The organism is Companilactobacillus sp. RD055328 (assembly GCF_022835675.1).
Classification (GTDB): Bacteria; Bacillota; Bacilli; order Lactobacillales; family Lactobacillaceae; genus BQUT01.
This window is the reverse complement of record NZ_BQUT01000005.1, coordinates 780,336-797,061: the sequence shown is the minus strand read 5'-3', so window position 1 is coordinate 797,061 and position 16,726 is coordinate 780,336. Positions and strand designations below refer to the sequence as shown.

Here is a 16,726-nt window from a genome sequence, read left to right as displayed (position 1 = left end):
TACAAGCAATTGCTTGTAGCTTTTTTGGTTCTATAAAATAGGGCTTAATAATCTTGAGAAGTATTGTTTGAAGCTTAACCAATGGCTCTGTTGAGCAATTGTCTCTTCAGTAATTAAAGTTGAGTGTTTGATATCTTCATTAAAAATTGTTCTTAATTGGCCAGCAATATTTGAATTATAGAAATATGCATTGGCCTCGAAGTTTAAACTGTAACTTCTAAAGTCGTGGTTCATAGAACCAACGACACCTATTTGATCATCGAAGACAGCTGTCTTGGCATGTAAGAATCCTTTGTGATAGTTATATACCTTGATACCATAACCTGTTAAGTAGTTTGCGTAATATTGTGTTGCTCGATAGATGAAAGCATGATCAGGCATATCCGGAATCATAATTTCTATTTGTACTCCTGATCTTGCGGCAATTTTTAGAGCATCCATCATAGAATCATCAGGAACTAAATAAGGTGTTTGGATGTAAATATGCTTCTTAGCATTTAAGATCATACTGATGAATCCGCCCTTAAGAACTTCTTCATTACGGTCAGGTCCGTCACCAATAATTTGAGTACGAGTATTTAGATCATAAGGGATTTTATTTTCTGGGAAATATTTAGATTCAAAATTAATTTGATCTCTAACGTTTCTAACGGATGCGTTCCAATCCATGATGAATCGTTCTTGCATTAGGAATGCTGCTGAACCATGAATCCTAGCATGTGTATCACGCCAATATCCAAATTTTTTGGATTCTCCTAGGTATTGATCGCCGACGTTGAAACCGCCAATCCAACCGTAGATACCGTCAATAACGACAATTTTTCTATGGAGGTGATAATTTAATCGTGCCTTAGCGATGACGTTACGTCCTGTAATGAATGGAAGTACTTTAACGCCGCTTTTTTCGAATTTTCTAAACCAAATACCACGAGTTTTGGCGGAACCCCATGAATCATAAAGAACTTTAACTTCAACACCTTCTTCAGCTTTTTGTGCCAGCAATGTTAATAGCTTGTTTCCGATATTGTCGTTAAAGATAGAATAATATTCGATATGAATTGATTCAGTAGCATTTTTTATATCTTCAAATAATGCGTTAAATTTTTCATCGCCATCTGTAAACAACTTAACACCATTATGTCTAGTTAATGGAGAATCTTCACTTCTATCGAAGTAGTTGATTACTTTTTTACAATTATTAGATGTGTCATCGGGAATACGAGATTCGTAGTTCTTATTATTCTTTAAGATGATACTTTTTAGACTATTAAGACCAACGTGATCCTGGCTAGAAATTGTAAATAACTTTTCTTCGGCTAATCCACGTCCAAAAAAGGCATAGAATAAAAAACCTACAACAGGAAAGAAGAATAAGACCAACAACCAAGAAAGTATAGAAGAAATACTTCGAGGCCTATGGAAAACAGTGATGATAGCACCGATTGTATTGGCTAATAAAATAATAATGATTGCGATTAAAACGATAGAATTGATTGTCATAAAATTTCCTCAAAAAAACAGTAAACTAATATAATTAGTTTACTGTTTTGATTTTGAAAAAGCTAGTCGCGTCGATTTCCAAATAATATAAGAAGTCTTAAAAACTGTAATGCAGTTGATAATACAGCAGCAACATATGTTAGGGCGGCAGCTGTTAAGACTTTTTTAACTGCGGGTATTTCTTCTTGGCGAAGCATTCCACTGTCAGAAAGAATGCGAACCGCTCTCATTGAAGCGTTGAATTCAACTGGTAATGTAATAATTTGGAAAATTACAACTAAGGCAAATGCATATACACCTATTTGAATAAGCGTGCGGTTCATACCTAAAAACATTCCAAGAAGTATTAATGGAAATGAAGCAGTTGAACCAAAGTTAACTAGTGGAACAAAGGCTGAACGCAAACGCATTGGTAAATAGCCTTTGTTATCTTGAATAGCATGTCCCGCTTCATGAGCAGCCACACCAATAGCCGCAACAGATGTTGATTGAAATGACGCGTCAGATAGATTCAAGGTTTTGTTGCCTGGATTATAGTTGTCAGTTAAGTGACCAGCAATATGTTCTACTCTGATGTCGTTAATGCCAGCATTAGTCATTATCTTTTCAGCAGCATCAGCAGCAGTAATGTTGTTTTTACTTCCTACTTTGTCGTATTTACTAAAGGTATTAGTAACATTCATTTGAGCAATTCCAGCAATCGCAATACCGATAATTACAAGAATATACGTTGGATCAAAAAATCCCATCATTGGATACATTCATTTACCTCATTATTAATTGTTATTGCCCAATATTATAGTGGTTTTTTAACTCTTGGCAAGTGATTTTGTTCAGACTGTTAATAATATTTATATCTTTAAGCTCCAGATTAGTAGTACAAATGTGAACAACTCTTTGACTGATTTCAAGTATCTGGGAATCAGTTAGTTCTTCACTTAAAAAACATTCAATATCAGCAGTATTTAGTTCTTGATTAGTAAAGGTTAAATTTAACTTGCCGACTATTTGGTTGTTGTTTTTTGATTGAATATACCAAATTAATTGTGAACCGCTCATAATGGCCTGCATGTTCTGGTTGGCAATTTTAACGGTTTGATTGTAGTTACCAGAAATAAATTCATTTATTTTTTTTATTTCAAATTGAGAAGGGAAATCAAATATGAAATTTGGTGTAACTAAAGGCCTTAAATAAGCATATTTTGACATTATATTTCCCCTTAAATTAGAACAAGAATCTTACCATTGCATCAAGTATTCTTGTGTCATCGTGCATTTGAGAATGTTCACCGTTATTGCCAATAATCTCAACTTCTTCATATGAACGTACATGATCTTTTAATATATAAGAAATTGACCGAGCAGAAGTGACCGAGACGTACTTATCGGAATTGGAGAAATCATTAACGTTTCCAAAAATATTAATTACATCAACATTTTTGGGGAAACGGTTCTTAGTTAGTCGTAATTGAATAAAAGTTGGGCTTGTAAAAGTTGGACGACCATTACTGTTTATTCGATTAACATTAGGTAAATCTCCAAGACCAATAACTCCTGAAAAAGGACCAGCGACTAATACTAATTTATCAATCTTTGGAAGATAATTTTTTGAATGGGCATTAATTTCAGCTAGTACAAGCGCAACGGCGCCCAAAGAATGTCCAACAGCATAGTATTTTTCAAATTCGAAATTTTTTGATAAGTCTTTAAGGACTTTAACAATCCAATAAGCCATGAAATGAGCGCCAGTCCATTTCTCTTTAAAAACTATTTGGACTAATGGATATTTGTTAGCTGTCCAAGTACCCTCATATGTAATGCGACCAATACCATCAATAGTAGCCTTAAGAAAATCATTAGCATCCGTATGCGCTAATGAAGCAAGAACCATCTTTTCAGTAGTATAATCTCCACCACGGAAGCCATGAACAAATAAAGTGGGCACTTGGGCGTCACTTAAATGTTTTTCATGCTGAGGGATGGATGTAAGATGATTTTTTTTAGTCAATTTTCATTCCTGTTTATTTTATGATTACTATATTATAATACTTCTATCTAATTGAGGTGAAATAATATGAAGTTTTATGCGATAAAAAAAGGTAAGAAACCAGGGATTTATACTAATTGGCCTGAAGCAAAGGCACAAGTAACCGGATTTTCTGGTGCAGTTTATAAAGGATTCACCTCGCAAGCTGAGGCTGAAGAGTTTATGAATTCAGGAATGAAGGAAGTCAAAGTCTCAAAAGATGCAATCGTTGTTTATACTGACGGTGGTTCTAGAAATACAGGTAATGTTAAAGGTGGACATGTAAATAGTCATGATAAAGCAGCATGGGCTTATGTGATTTTAGACCACGGGAAACAAGTTGGTGATTCAGCCGGAGAATACGGAGTAACCAACAATAAAATGGAGATTACAGCTTTTATCAAGGCACTTGAGAAGTTGCAAGCTTTAAGTAAACAAAACGAAGAAATATCTTTAATTTCTGATTCCAAATATGTTATTAATGCTATAACGTTAGGTTGGTTACAAGGTTGGAAGAAACGTGGCTGGAAAAAAGCTGATGGACAAGAACCTGCTAACAAAGAATTGTGGGTTCAATTAGATAAACTATTAGCTGACTTTAACAAATTACAAATAACGTGGACCAAAGGTCATGCTGAAAACGCAGGGAATAACTTAGTTGACGAAATGTTAAATATGACAATGGATAAAATGTAAATAAAAAAGAAGCCAATGTGGCTTCTTTTTTATTTAAGTAGACTAGAGAAGAAATTTACTATTCCATCCCATATTTTTTGGAAGAAATTACGATTACTCTCAGTGTTTATTTTATTAAAGATATCACTAGCTGACTTCTTGATGTTATTTCCTAATTTATCAGCTTGGCTCTTGAAACTATTGTTATCAAGCGCACCTGAATCACGGATTGAAACAAGTACTTTAACAAGTTGTTGTTTTTGAGTATTAGTTACAGTGTTCTCTAAATTGTTATCAGAAATTTGGTTATTAACGATATTCGTAATTTCATTAACAGTAACTTCTGATCCTTTTTCAGCCATATCACTCTTAGCGCCGGCCATGGCATTATTTAACTGTTCATCAGTATAACCATCTTTGTTTTTATTTGCTTCTGTAATGTTGCTCAATGTATTCATTTCATCTTGAGCGGCTGAAACTTGATCTTGGTTTAAAGCATCACCATTTTGTGAATACGCAGCATATATTCCTGCTAATGCTCCAGAACCATCTATTGGTGTAGCAGATGTTACATAAATATTAGCATCAGAAATCCCGGCAGTTAAAGCAGCGTTTTTGTATTGATCTTCAGTAATAGTAGTGATGTTATTATGATTATTGTAATCAAGAATTTCAACGTTAATACCTGATCCTGAACTCGTCTTCTCAATTAAAGCAGAAGACCATGCTCCAGATGTTGTTGTGAAGTTTGAACCTGAAGGGTTCAGATATTTAACTAAGATATCACCATTAACGGTGATTTGTTTATAGTTGTTATTACTCAATTTACTTGAAAGAACGTCGATAGTTCCTTGTTTTTGCGAATCTGTTAGGGATGTACCAAGTGTCATAACTGGTTGTTCCCAAGTATCGGCTTTGGCAACACCATTAATTGAAACCGCGCTGACAAACATAGTAGCGGTTGTCAGTAATAGTGTGATTAATTTATTTTTATTCATAATTTTAAATCCTCCGTTTATATAAGATACAACATTTTAATAAGAAAATAACAAAGTTTAACTTTTTTTAAACTAACATTTTTAACAAAACACGAACATTAATTTGAATAAAATAGGTGTTTGTTCTTGAATTGTCATTCATAGTGATTTAATATTGAATATGTTCTTAAAAATACGAACTATTTTGAAGGGGATTTAATCAATGATCGACAAAATCGAACAATATTTTAATTTTGATGAATTAAAAACAAATTTTAGAACTGAAACTTTGGCAGGAATCACTACATTTGTTTCAATGGCTTATATATTATTTGTTAATCCTAATGTTTTGGGTGCAGCAGGCATGAGTAAGGGAGCTATTTTTACAGCAACTGCGCTAACTTCTGCATTAGGTTGTCTAATTATGGGATTGGTAGCTAAGTATCCATTTACAGTTGCTCCCGGTTTAGGAATTAATGCTTTCTTCACTTATACAGTAGTTATTGGTATGGGAGTATCTTGGAAGACTGCATTAGCTGGAGTATTTTTAGCATCTATTATATTTATTATTATTACAATTTTTAAAATTCGTGAAGCAATTATTAATGCCATTCCTAAAGATATGAAGCTAGCAATTGCTGCAGGGATTGGACTATTTATCGCATTCTTAGGTTTACAAGAAGGTGGAATCATTGTTGCTAATGAATCTACTTTGGTAGGGATGGGTTCATTAAGTATAGGAACTACTTGGTTAACAATTTTTGGAATCGTTGTTACAGCAATTTTAATGGTTAAAAAAATCCCTGGTGCCGTATTTATCGGAATGGTACTAACAACTATTTTAGGACTAGTTACAAAGCTAATTGCTTTACCGCAAGGTATTGTTGCTAGTGTCCCAAGTATTAAGTCTACTTTTATGGTGGCTCCTCAACATATTGGTGATTTTAATAGTATTCAAATGGTAATGGTCGTTTTAACTTTCTTGATGGTTACCTTCTTTGATACAGCGGGTACATTGGTAGCATTAGCTCAACAAGGTGGATTCATGAAAGATAATGAATTACCAAGAGCAGGACGTGCGTTAGCCGCCGATTCAACATCAATGTTGGTAGGATCAGTTCTTGGTACTTCACCAACATCAGCTTATGTAGAAGCTTCTGCCGGAATAGCTGTTGGTGGTCGTTCTGGATTTACTTCAGTAATTGTAGCTATTTTCTTCTTATTAAGTCTCTTCTTTTCACCATTACTATCAATTATTACAAGTAATGTTACAGCTCCAGCATTAATTGTTGTTGGAGTATTGATGGCCACATCATTAAAAGAAATCGATTGGGACAAATTAGAAATCGCAATTCCAGCATTTATGACATTAGTAACAATGCCATTAACTTATAGTATCTCTGATGGTATTGCTATCGGATTTATCTTCTATCCAATTACTATGATTACAGCTAAACGTGGTAAGGAAATTCATCCATTAATGTATATACTAGCTTTGATTTTTATTTTCTTCTTCTATATAACTAATAAATAAACAAAAAACGTCTAATGACGTTTTTTTTAAGTTTTGGTTACGTCATGATGCATATAATTTAGAAATTATGGTAAAGTTAAGGTTCTAGGAAAACACGTATATTAAAAAATGGATTTGCAGGAGGATAATACCCATGAAAATCGTTGTTTTATCAGGTGGACGTAGTACTGAAAGAAACGTCTCATTGTCATCAGGTGCGAGAATTACAAACGCACTAAGAAGTAAAGGGCATAAGGTTGCTTATGTTGATTCATTTTTAGGAGTTGATGCAAATAGTGATGCTGAAGTTGATGCACTATTCACAACTGATCCTGAAGATGAAAGTAAATTAATTATCAGTGACGAAGTATTAACTACTGAAAAGATTAATGCTTTAAGAACTGATGGAACTCGTGGTTTATTTGGTAAGAATGTAATGCGCGTCTGCCAAGCAGCAGATATCGTATACATGGGTCTTCATGGTGAAGACGGTGAAAATGGTAAAGTTCAAGCCATGCTAGACTTGAATGAGGTTAAATATACTGGGTCAGGTACATTGGCTTCAGGACTTGCAATGGATAAGAAATTCTCAAAAGAAATCTTCTTCCAAAACAATATTCTAACAGCTAAATATTTCGCAACAAAAAACAGCGAGATTAAGTCTTCTGATTTAGAATTCGACTTTCCAATGGTTGTAAAACCAGCTAACGGTGGTTCATCAGTTGGTACAAGCATAGTTCGCGATGAATCAGAACTTAAGTCTTCTGTTCAAGAAGCACTGAAGTTTGACGGTGAAGCATTAATAGAAGAATTCATCGAAGGTCGTGAATTTTCAATTGGCCTAATCGATCAACGAGTTTTTCCGGCTGTTGAAATTGTTGTTGACACAGGTTGGTATGATTTTGAACACAAGTTCATTGAAAATAACGTAACACATTTCATTACACCGCCAGAAAACTTAGATCCAGCTATTCACAAGCAAATGCAAGATCTTGCATTGAAGACCTTTGAAGCATTAGGAATGGTTAACTACGGTCGAGTAGATGTCTTACTTAATGATAAAGGGGCATACGTAATTGAAGCTAATTCACTTCCAGGTATGACACCACTATCATTATTGCCACGAGAAGCTGCGGCTGACGGCGTTGACTATGCTGATTTATGTGAAATGATCATCAATAGTAAGTTAGCTTGGTATGAAAATAACAAATAAAGAGGTAAAAAATGCAAGAATCGGGGAATGGTTTAACAACAACATTAATAGTTATTTTAATGATTGCGCTTGTTTTGTTGATATCTGTACAGTGGATATGGCTTAATGGCTACTTCAAGAAGAAACGTTCAATTGAAAAAGCTGAACGCGGTCGTTATATTAAATATTATGTTGGGCGCGGTGGAACAGGTTTCATCGGTGTTCATAAACATAGTTTAACTATTTTTAAAGATGTTAAAAAAGTTAAAAAAATTCCTTACGAAGATTTGTATATTTATCGCACCAAGAATCGCTTCGATTTCAAAGAGAATTCTGAACCATTAACAATGATGGATAGGACTTATGGTGTTATATTGAGCCACGCTGACACAAAAGCCTTTAAAGAATTTATAGAAGAAAACAAATTGAATTTAGTTAAATAACATTGAGATGTCGCCATTTATGGCGGCATCTTTTATTTTCTTAGTTATCGTTTGACAAGAAAGCGGTTTCATTGTACACTTTAAACGAAATTGGTAGTAACCAGTTCGTGAGGTGAGATGTGAAAGAGAAAAGCGAAACGTTATCACAAGGGCTGATAGACGTTTTGAGATACAAAGTTATTTCAAAACTAAGCCCAAATGAGAAGTTGCCTTCTGAAAGAGAACTTGTTCAACAATACAAAGTCAGTCGAACAACTGTTAGGAACGCACTCGAAGAGTTAGAGGTTTTGGGATATGTTTATCGACAACATGGTAGAGGAACGTTTGTTTCTTATCGGCCACAAAATGTAACTAACTTAGCGAATACTTTTAGTTTTTCTGAACGAATGAAAGAAATGGGGATTCAAACTAAGACCAAAATTTTGTTCTTGAAAGAAAAAGCTGCTAAAGAGTATCAAGCTAAGATGTTACGAATTGAAGTTGGGGCTCCAATTTATGAGTTGAAACGTATTCGATATGCAGATGGAGAGCCGATGATTGTCGAGAGAACTTATCTGAACAAAGAAATATTTGATGATTTGTCATTGAAACGCATTGAGCATCGCAGCTTATATGATGTTTTCACGGAAGACTTTGATATCAAGATCTTTTCAGCAGATGAAACTTGTACAGCAACATTAGCAAATGCAGATAATAACAAATTATTAGATATTCCAGTTGGTTCGCCTAGTTTGCGAATTGAACGCTTAACTTCTGATACAGATAGCCGAATCGTCGAATTCACATTGAGTATTGCTAGAGCAGACAAGTTCACTTATCACATCAGACAGTACTACCAAGGAAATAAATAATGAAGGGTTGATAGTTAGTTATGTTAGGAATAATTTTGACAGGACATGGTAATTTTGCGACAGGTGTCGGTAGTGATATTGAGTTGGTAGCCGGACCTCAAGAAAAATTCAAAACAATTGATTTTGCTAAAGGAATGACATCAGAAGAATTATATGAGGCTTTTATCTCAGCAATGGAAGAATTAAATGCTGATGAAGGAATTGTATTCTTAACTGACTTAGCAGGTGGAACACCATTCAACCAAGCAGCAATGATTAAGGCTGACAACGATAATATTGGAGTAATTGCTGGAGTTAATGCTCCATTAATTATGGAAGGACTATTCAACCGAGAAATGTCAGTTGATCAATTCGTTGAAAGCTCAATAGAAAACGGAAAAAATGGAATTACAAAATTCCAAATGAAGAAAAAACAAGAAGCAACAAATAATGATGAAGGAATATAGGTGAAAAGATTGTTTAAAAATACAGATGCAGAATTAGAAAAATTAGGGGCAGTTATTACAACAAGAGAAATTCAACAACAACCAAAACTTTGGCAAGAAGCTTTTGATACTTATAAGAGCAAGAAGTCAGAAATAACTGAATTCTTGAATGATGTTAAAGCTAAAGCAAATGGTGAGAAAATTCGTGTAATTTTTGTTGGAGCAGGTACATCACAATATGTTGGTGACACAATTACACCATATTTGAACCGTACAGGAGATATTGCTAATTTCACTTTTGAATCAATTGCGACAACAAACATCGTTTCTAGTCCACTAGATTATTTAAAAGAAAACGAACCAACTATCCTTGTTTCATTTGCAAGATCTGGAAATAGTCCTGAAAGTGTAGCTACAGTTGAACGTGCAGAACAAATTGTTAAGAACCTAACTCAAATTACAATTACTTGTGCACCTGAAGGACAATTAGCTAAAAAAGCTGAAACTGAAAATGACAATCTACTATTGATGCAACCAGCATTATCAAATGATAAAGGATTTGCAATGACAGGAAGTTTCTCATGTATGTCATTAACAGCAATGCTTGTCTTTGATCAAAGTTCAGATGAAGACAAAGCTAACTGGGTAAGCCAAATTATCAAAATGGGTAATGAAGTTATCCAAAGAGAATCAGAAATTCAAGAAATTACGGATTTAGATTTCGATCGTATTACTTATCTTGGATCTGGAGCTTTAGCAGGGTTAACTCGCGAAGCACAATTGAAAGTTCTAGAACTAACAGCTGGTCAATTAACAACAATCTTTGATTCTTCAATGGGATTCCGTCATGGACCAAAATCATTCGTTAATGAAAAAACAATTGTCTTTGATTTCTTGAGCAACGACGCTTATACACGTATGTATGATGTCGATGTCTTAGAAGAAATGAAAGGTGATCAAATTGCCAAGAATATTACAGCAATCGGAATTTCATCAGATAATGATTATTCCGGTAATAATTTCTTCTTTAAGAATGGTTCACTAGATATTCCAGAAGGGTATATGGCCTTACCAGATATCATGTTCGGTCAAACAATTGCTCTTCAATGTTCATTAAAAGTTAAGAATACACCAGATACTCCGTCAGCTACGGGAACTGTAAACCGTGTTGTTAAGGGTGTTACCTTACATGAGTTCACCAAATAAAAAAATTTATAGGAGGCATCATTATGCAACAAGAAAATATTTTATTAGCACGTATTGATAATCGTTTAGTTCATGGACAAGTAGGTATGACTTGGGTAAACACATTGAACGCCAACCTTGTGGTTGTGGCTAACGATGATGTTGCCCAAGATAGTGTTCAACAAAATTTGATGGAAATGGTAATCCCTGAAACTACAGGAATCCGTTTCTTCACAATTGAGAAGACTATCAAGGTTATTGATAAATCAATACCTAGTCAACATATTTTGTTAGTTATTAGAACACCGCAAGATGCTCTAAAACTAATTGAAGGGGGTGTTAAAGTAGACACGTTAAATGTGGGTAATCTACATTTTGCGGAAGGTAAGAAACAACTTTCTGAGACAGTTTCAGTAGATGAAGATGACATTGCAACATTCAAGAAACTTCACGAATTAGGAGTTAAGCTTGAAGTTCAAGGAATTCCTAATGAAGGAAAGAAAGATCTAATGGAATTGTTGAAGAAAGCATAATTTAGCAATAATAAGGAGGAAGAGAAATGTTAGTACAGGCTATTTTAGTCGGTATCTGGGCAGGTATTGCCGGTATCGATATGTTTAACGGTTTAACCCATGTACATAGACCTATTGTAACGGGTGCCGTTATTGGATTAATCCTGGGAGATTTACAAACAGGACTTATTGTCGGTGGTACTTTGGAATTAGTTTGGGCAGGTATGGTTCCGCTTGCTGGAGCACAACCACCTAATGTTGTTATCGGTGGTGTTATTGGATCAGCATTCGCTATTTTAACAGGTGTAAAACCAACTGTTGCCGTTGGTATCGCCGTTCCGTTTGCTGTTGCAGTACAAGGACTTATTACGTTATTATTCACAGTATTTTCACCAGTTGCACATACAATGGATAAGAAAGCTGAAGAAGCAGATACAAAAGCTTTAGATCGTATGGCATGGCTTGAACCTATTATTTTATTCATTGGTTACTTTATTATCGCATTCTTGCCAGTTTACTTTGGTGCTGACAAAGCTCAAGCATTTGTTCAATGGGTTCCACAATGGATCCTAAACGGATTACAATTTGCTGGTGGAATTATGCCAGCCGTTGGTTTTGCTATGTTACTTAAGATTATGTGGAAGATCGAATATGCTCCATTCTTTGCCGGTGGTTTCATCATGGCAGCTTATGGACAACTTCCAATTCTTGCTGTAGCAATTATTGGTGCTTCAGTAGCTGCTTATGACTTCTTCAAGACAGGAACACCATCTGCTCCTGAAACTGCAGCAGCGGCACCATCAGACTCTGAAGAGGAGGATTATAGTAATGGTATCTAAAAAAGAAGAAACAAAAGTAGAAGCAACAAAATCTGAAGGATATACAATTCCTGATACATACAAAGATCCAGAAGTTAAAAAAGTAATTAACAAAAAAGACTTACACAAAATGGTATGGCGTTCATTGATGCTTCAATCATCATTTAACTACGAACGTATGCAAGGTGGTGGTTGGGCTTACAGTATGACACCAGCCTTGAAGAAGATTCATACTAACAAAGAAGACTTATCTAACTCATTACTTGATCATTTACAATTCTTTAATACTCACCCATTCTTAGTTACTTTCATTCAAGGCGTTATCACTGCTATGGAAGAAAACAAAGAAAACCGTTCAACAATTCGTGGTATTAAAGTTGCGTTGATGGGACCATTCGGTGGAATTGGTGATGCTTTGTTCTGGCTAACACTATTACCTATTACAGCTGGTATTGGTGCATCACTTTCAATGCAAGGTAACATTGCCGGTCCAATCTTGTTCTTAGCATTATTTAATGCAGTTCACTTTGGATTACTATTCTGGCTAATGAACTATGGTTACAATACTGGTACAAAAGCTATTGCTTCAATGAAAGAAAACACAAAGAAAATTTCACGTGCAGCTTCAATCATTGGTTTGACAGTTGTTGGTGCCTTAGTTGCTACATATGTTGCATTCAAATTCGGTGTAACTATTCACGCTGGTAAAGTTAAAGTTCCATTACAAACAGGGGTAATTGATAAGATTATGCCTCAACTATTACCACTTCTATATACATTCTTCTGTTACTGGATGTTGAAGAAGGGTCGCTCACCAATCGCTTTAATTGGTATTACAATTGTTGTTGGTTTAGTAGGTGCATTCTTCAATCTATTGGCATAAGACAGATAAAAAAGCGGGGGAACCTGCTTTTTTATTTTTAAGGGCTATTACTATGGTATAGACCTATTTAAATTGTTATAATATTAATAGAAAATATTGGAGGTATTTTAATGTCATATTTTATTCATGCAAATAAGTTCTTCTTGCAAAATGCTACAGAAAACGGTGGTTACTTGGAAATCACAGATGATAACAAGTTTGGCGACTACTTCAAAGAAAACCAAAAACCAGATGGAAAGATTGTTGAATATGGAGATCAATGGATTGCTCCAGGACTTGTTGATACTCATATCCATGGACTTCTTGGCCATGATGTTATGGATAACGATTGGGATAAGCTAAATGAAATGGCAGAAGGTCTTTTGAAGACTGGTGTAACTTCATGGCTTCCAACAACATTAACTGCATCTTTTGACCAACTTAATGATATCTGTAAGACAGTTGGTGACAATTACCAAAAATCTACAGGTGCAAAAATTCAAGGTATCCATTTTGAAGGACCTTACTATACTGAAGAACATAAGGGTGCTCAAAATCCTAAATACTTTAGAGACCCAAGTATTGATGAATATACTCAATGGCAAGCAAGTGCTAAAGGGATGTTGAAGAAGATTTCTCTAGCTCCAGAACGTAAAGGGGCTGTTGAATTTACTCGCAAAGTAACTGCTGACGGTACAGTTGTTGCTCTTGGACACTCAGCTGCTACATTTGAACAAGCTAAAGATTGTGTTGAAGCTGGAGCTACAATGTTCACACATACATATAATGGTATGAGTGCATTTGGTCACCGTGAACCAGGGATGGTTGGTGCTGCTATGAGCATGAATCTTGTAGATGACGAATTAATTTGTGATGGACACCATGTTCAACCATATGCTGCTAAATCACTTATTGAAGCAAAAAGACCAGAACACGTTGCGCTAATAACTGACTGTATGCGTGCTGGATTGATGCCAGATGGTGACTATGTATTAGGAGAATTCCCAGTAGTTGTTAAAGATGGAACTGCACGTTTACAAGAAGAGCCTCACTCATTAGCTGGAAGTATTCTAAAACTTAACGATGCTATTAAAAACGTTGTCGACTGGAATATCGTAACTCCAGAAGATTCAATTATGATGGCTAGTTACGTTGCTGCTAAGAGTAGTAAAGTTAACGATAAGTGTGGATCAATTTTACCAGGAAGAGATGCCGACTTCATCGTATTAAATCAAGATATGACATTATCAGAAACATACCTAGACGGAGTTTCAAGATATAAAGCATAAGAAGTTAATATAATAAAAGACCTTAGATATGAAGTATCCTAAGGTCTTTTTTATTTTTAATACTTAATGCTAAAATAAAAACAATAATGTTGAAGAGGGAAAAAATGAAACATACTATTTATGCACATCGAGGAGTACCAAGTTTAGCACCAGAAAATACTATTGCTGCCTTTAAAGAAATTAATAATACGAATACTAACTGGTTAGAAACAGATATTTCAATAACACAAAATGAAGAATTATTTATTCTGCATGACGACTATCTGGATCGCACGACTAGTCTAAAAGGTGCTATTACAGAGACTGCTAGTGAAGAAGTAAAAAAAGCAGATGCTGGATCATGGTATGATTCTAAATTTATTGGTGAGCACGTCCCAAGTCTAAGTGAGACAATTGATTTAATTAATGAGAACAAGTTAAATGTTAATCTTGAGATTAAAGGTGTTGTGGCAAAGAACTCTAATCATCTTGCTGACGTACTAGTTAGAAAACTAAGTGATGAGATTGATCGACTAAATCCAGATTTAGAAATTCTGATTTCAAGTTTCAATCCTATTATGCTTTTGAAGCTTCAAGAATATCAACCAAATCTTAAGTACGCTTGTTTATTTGATAAAGAAACACTAAAAGATGATTGGAATTTATATTTACAAGCCTGTAATGCTAAGGTAATTAACGTAGAAAATAAAACTCTTACTAAAGAACAAGTTAATAAGTTCAAAGAACAAGGATATGAAGTGAATGTTTGGACTGTTAATGATAAGAAACGAGCTGAGCAATTATTCGATTGGGGTGTTGATGGAATATTTACTAATATTGCACAAGAATTTTAAATAGCTCTTTTATATATTTATGGATATTTTACCTATTTAATGTTTCAAGTATGATTTTTTGCACTATAATATTAAGTATGAATAAAAAAACACTTCAGAATACGAACATTTTATTTATTATTAAGGGAACAATTATTGGACTAATTACGGGATTTGTAGTTAGTCTTTTTCGATTGTCGATTCAGTTGATTCTGGATAAAATTACTGAGATCTTTAAGCTAATGCATCAATCTATTTTGTATTTTTGGTTGATGATAATAGTTCTTACAGTAATTGGAATTGTTTCTTCCTTGCTGATTAAATCTGATCCAAATATCAAGGGATCCGGGATACCCGAAGTTGAAGGTCAACTTATGGGTGAGGTAGAGATTAATTGGTTTTCTGTTTTATGGAAAAAATTTATCGCAGGAGTTTTAAGCATTGGATCTGGACTTTTTCTTGGTAGAGAAGGACCATCAATTCAATTAGGTGGAGTTATTGGACAAGGTATGGCTCAAGGGATTAAATCTGGACCTTCTGAAAAAAGAATATTAATTGCTAGTGGCGCAGCTGCCGGTTTGTCGGCTGCTTTTAATGCGCCGTTAGCTGGAGCATTATTTATTTTGGAAGAAGTCTATCATAATTTTTCACCATTAGTATGGATTAGCGCACTAGCCAGTTCATTATCAGCTAATTTTATTTCTTCGAACTTTTTCGGATTAACGCCAGTTCTTAGTATTCATCATTCACAGGATTTCCCATTGAAATATTACTGGATATTATTAATCTTAGGTATTGTTCTAGGGATTCTGGGATATATATATCAGAAGCTAACTATCGTTATGCCGGATATTTATGCAAAATTATTCAGACGTATTCCTAATTATTTCTATGGATTTATTCCGTTAATATTATTAATTCCAATTGGTTATTTTATGCCGCAATTCTTGGGTGGTGGTAATTCTTTGATTTTGAATTTACCTCAACAAAAAGTTACTGTATTATTGGTATTTTTAATATTCATTATTCGATTCTTCTTTTCAATTATTTCGTATGGTTCTGGGTTGCCTGGTGGGATCTTCTTACCAGTCTTGACACTTGGGGCATTAATTGGAAGTGGAGTAGGACTTAGTTTTTATGAATTAGGACTGTTACCTAAGCAGTATATTGTAAGTATTTTAATATTCTCAATGGCGGGATACTTTGCAGGGATTGGTAAGGCGCCTTTTTCAGCTATTATCTTGATTACAGAAATGGTGGGAAATCTTTCACATTTAATGCCTTTAGCGATGGTTTCATTAATTGCGTATATTACGGTTGATAGTTTAGGTGGAGCACCTATTTATGAATCATTATTACAAAAGAGACTTACAATAAATAAAATTAATGCATTAAAAGGAAAAATTGATCAATTAGAATTTCCTGTATATGAAAATAGTTGTTTTACTCAAAAGCGTGTTCGTGAAATTAAATGGCCTGAAGGTACGTTGTTATCACACATTAGACATGGAAGTGAAGATATTATTCCAAATGGTGATACGATAATTAGACCTGGTGATACACTAATTATTCTTACTAATAGCAAGAAGCGAGCACAGGTTAAAAAAACATTAACAGCTATGTCAGATTTGTAGAATAAAAAAAAC

18 protein-coding genes are annotated in these 16,726 nt (G+C 34.5%); 13 read left to right on the top strand and 5 right to left on the bottom strand.

The features are described from left to right. Positions 1–30: 30 nt before the first annotated feature. The 4 genes from cls to RD055328_RS06205 form a co-directional block, all read right to left on the bottom strand. Positions 31–1,500 (bottom strand): cardiolipin synthase, encoded by a 1,470-nt coding sequence (gene cls / locus RD055328_RS06220; protein WP_244087929.1) that lies wholly within the window; start codon positions 1,498–1,500, stop codon positions 31–33. Between the two features lie 62 nt (positions 1,501–1,562). Next, positions 1,563–2,261: a zinc metallopeptidase gene (locus RD055328_RS06215; protein WP_244087928.1), complete on the bottom strand. Its 699-nt coding sequence runs from the start codon at positions 2,259–2,261 to the stop codon at positions 1,563–1,565. Positions 2,262–2,283: 22 nt separating this feature from the next. Further along, positions 2,284–2,709, bottom strand: a complete 426-nt coding sequence (locus tag RD055328_RS06210) for a hypothetical protein (RefSeq protein WP_244087927.1) — start codon at positions 2,707–2,709, stop codon at positions 2,284–2,286. A 16-nt stretch (positions 2,710–2,725) separates the two neighbouring features. Beyond that, positions 2,726–3,508, bottom strand: coding sequence for an alpha/beta hydrolase (locus RD055328_RS06205; protein WP_244087926.1), 783 nt, complete (start codon positions 3,506–3,508; stop codon positions 2,726–2,728). Positions 3,509–3,574: 66 nt separating this feature from the next. Between RD055328_RS06205 and RD055328_RS06200 the strand changes: the two genes are divergently transcribed. Further along, a complete protein-coding gene (locus RD055328_RS06200; protein WP_244087925.1) occupies positions 3,575–4,222 on the top strand; it encodes a ribonuclease H family protein in 648 nt (215 codons plus the stop codon). A gap of 29 nt (positions 4,223–4,251) precedes the next feature. Here the strand turns inward: RD055328_RS06200 and RD055328_RS06195 are convergent, their stop codons facing one another. After that, positions 4,252–5,199: a DUF1002 domain-containing protein gene (locus RD055328_RS06195; RefSeq protein WP_375708069.1), complete on the bottom strand. Its 948-nt coding sequence runs from the start codon at positions 5,197–5,199 to the stop codon at positions 4,252–4,254. Between the two features lie 202 nt (positions 5,200–5,401). Here RD055328_RS06195 and RD055328_RS06190 point away from each other — a divergent pair, with 202 nt between their 5' ends. The 12 genes from RD055328_RS06190 (at position 5,402) to RD055328_RS06135 (ending at position 16,714) form a co-directional block, all read left to right on the top strand. After that, a complete protein-coding gene (locus RD055328_RS06190; RefSeq protein WP_244087924.1) occupies positions 5,402–6,712 on the top strand; it encodes an NCS2 family permease in 1,311 nt (436 codons plus the stop codon). Positions 6,713–6,845: 133 nt separating this feature from the next. Then, the gene (locus RD055328_RS06185; protein ID WP_244087923.1) at positions 6,846–7,904 is read left to right on the top strand and encodes a D-alanine--D-alanine ligase; all 1,059 of its coding nucleotides are present in this window, start codon (positions 6,846–6,848) and stop codon (positions 7,902–7,904) included. A gap of 11 nt (positions 7,905–7,915) precedes the next feature. Then, entirely contained in the window at positions 7,916–8,326 is a 411-nt protein-coding gene (locus tag RD055328_RS06180; RefSeq protein WP_244087922.1) for a hypothetical protein, read from the top strand. Positions 8,327–8,445: 119 nt separating this feature from the next. Further along, positions 8,446–9,177 carry a GntR family transcriptional regulator gene (locus tag RD055328_RS06175; RefSeq protein ID WP_244087921.1) on the top strand — a complete coding sequence of 244 codons (732 nt, stop codon included), beginning with the start codon at positions 8,446–8,448 and terminating at the stop codon, positions 9,175–9,177. A 20-nt stretch (positions 9,178–9,197) separates the two neighbouring features. Beyond that, positions 9,198–9,623 carry a PTS galactosamine/N-acetylgalactosamine transporter subunit IIA gene (gene agaF, locus RD055328_RS06170; RefSeq protein ID WP_244087920.1) on the top strand — a complete coding sequence of 142 codons (426 nt, stop codon included), beginning with the start codon at positions 9,198–9,200 and terminating at the stop codon, positions 9,621–9,623. Between the two features lie 9 nt (positions 9,624–9,632). Then, positions 9,633–10,808, top strand: a complete 1,176-nt coding sequence (locus RD055328_RS06165; RefSeq protein WP_244087919.1) for an SIS domain-containing protein — start codon at positions 9,633–9,635, stop codon at positions 10,806–10,808. 23 nt (positions 10,809–10,831) lie between these two features. Continuing rightward, positions 10,832–11,320, top strand: a complete 489-nt coding sequence (gene agaV, locus RD055328_RS06160; RefSeq protein ID WP_244087918.1) for a PTS N-acetylgalactosamine transporter subunit IIB — start codon at positions 10,832–10,834, stop codon at positions 11,318–11,320. A 26-nt stretch (positions 11,321–11,346) separates the two neighbouring features. Further along, positions 11,347–12,138, top strand: coding sequence for a PTS N-acetylgalactosamine transporter subunit IIC (gene agaW, locus RD055328_RS06155; RefSeq protein ID WP_244087917.1), 792 nt, complete (start codon positions 11,347–11,349; stop codon positions 12,136–12,138). Continuing rightward, positions 12,128–13,000 (top strand): PTS system mannose/fructose/sorbose family transporter subunit IID, encoded by an 873-nt coding sequence (locus RD055328_RS06150; protein WP_244087916.1) that lies wholly within the window; start codon positions 12,128–12,130, stop codon positions 12,998–13,000. The genes agaW and RD055328_RS06150 overlap by 11 nt, the downstream gene beginning before the upstream one ends. 110 nt (positions 13,001–13,110) lie before the next feature. Beyond that, the gene (gene nagA / locus RD055328_RS06145; RefSeq protein WP_244087915.1) at positions 13,111–14,268 is read left to right on the top strand and encodes an N-acetylglucosamine-6-phosphate deacetylase; all 1,158 of its coding nucleotides are present in this window, start codon (positions 13,111–13,113) and stop codon (positions 14,266–14,268) included. Between the two features lie 104 nt (positions 14,269–14,372). Then, entirely contained in the window at positions 14,373–15,101 is a 729-nt protein-coding gene (locus RD055328_RS06140; RefSeq protein ID WP_244087914.1) for a glycerophosphodiester phosphodiesterase family protein, read from the top strand. A 77-nt stretch (positions 15,102–15,178) separates the two neighbouring features. Next, positions 15,179–16,714, top strand: coding sequence for a ClC family H(+)/Cl(-) exchange transporter (locus RD055328_RS06135; protein ID WP_244087913.1), 1,536 nt, complete (start codon positions 15,179–15,181; stop codon positions 16,712–16,714). Positions 16,715–16,726 lie beyond the last annotated feature (12 nt).

Excerpts from the sequence above, each read along its gene's own strand:
- RD055328_RS06215 (WP_244087928.1), bottom strand. The coding sequence starts at position 2,261 with ATGTATCCAATGATGGGATTTTTTGATCCAACGTATATTCTTGTAATT.
- RD055328_RS06135 (WP_244087913.1), top strand. The coding sequence starts at position 15,179 with ATGAATAAAAAAACACTTCAGAATACGAACATTTTATTTATTATTAAG.
- RD055328_RS06150 (WP_244087916.1), top strand. The coding sequence starts at position 12,128 with ATGGTATCTAAAAAAGAAGAAACAAAAGTAGAAGCAACAAAATCTGAA.
- RD055328_RS06140 (WP_244087914.1), top strand. The coding sequence starts at position 14,373 with ATGAAACATACTATTTATGCACATCGAGGAGTACCAAGTTTAGCACCA.
- RD055328_RS06195 (WP_375708069.1), bottom strand. The coding sequence starts at position 5,199 with ATGAATAAAAATAAATTAATCACACTATTACTGACAACCGCTACTATG.
- RD055328_RS06180 (WP_244087922.1), top strand. The coding sequence starts at position 7,916 with ATGCAAGAATCGGGGAATGGTTTAACAACAACATTAATAGTTATTTTA.
- agaF (WP_244087920.1), top strand. The coding sequence starts at position 9,198 with ATGTTAGGAATAATTTTGACAGGACATGGTAATTTTGCGACAGGTGTC.
- RD055328_RS06210 (WP_244087927.1), bottom strand. The coding sequence starts at position 2,709 with ATGTCAAAATATGCTTATTTAAGGCCTTTAGTTACACCAAATTTCATA.
- cls (WP_244087929.1), bottom strand. The coding sequence starts at position 1,500 with ATGACAATCAATTCTATCGTTTTAATCGCAATCATTATTATTTTATTA.
- RD055328_RS06185 (WP_244087923.1), top strand. The coding sequence starts at position 6,846 with ATGAAAATCGTTGTTTTATCAGGTGGACGTAGTACTGAAAGAAACGTC.
- RD055328_RS06190 (WP_244087924.1), top strand. The coding sequence starts at position 5,402 with ATGATCGACAAAATCGAACAATATTTTAATTTTGATGAATTAAAAACA.
- nagA (WP_244087915.1), top strand. The coding sequence starts at position 13,111 with ATGTCATATTTTATTCATGCAAATAAGTTCTTCTTGCAAAATGCTACA.
- agaW (WP_244087917.1), top strand. The coding sequence starts at position 11,347 with ATGTTAGTACAGGCTATTTTAGTCGGTATCTGGGCAGGTATTGCCGGT.
- RD055328_RS06200 (WP_244087925.1), top strand. The coding sequence starts at position 3,575 with ATGAAGTTTTATGCGATAAAAAAAGGTAAGAAACCAGGGATTTATACT.
- agaV (WP_244087918.1), top strand. The coding sequence starts at position 10,832 with ATGCAACAAGAAAATATTTTATTAGCACGTATTGATAATCGTTTAGTT.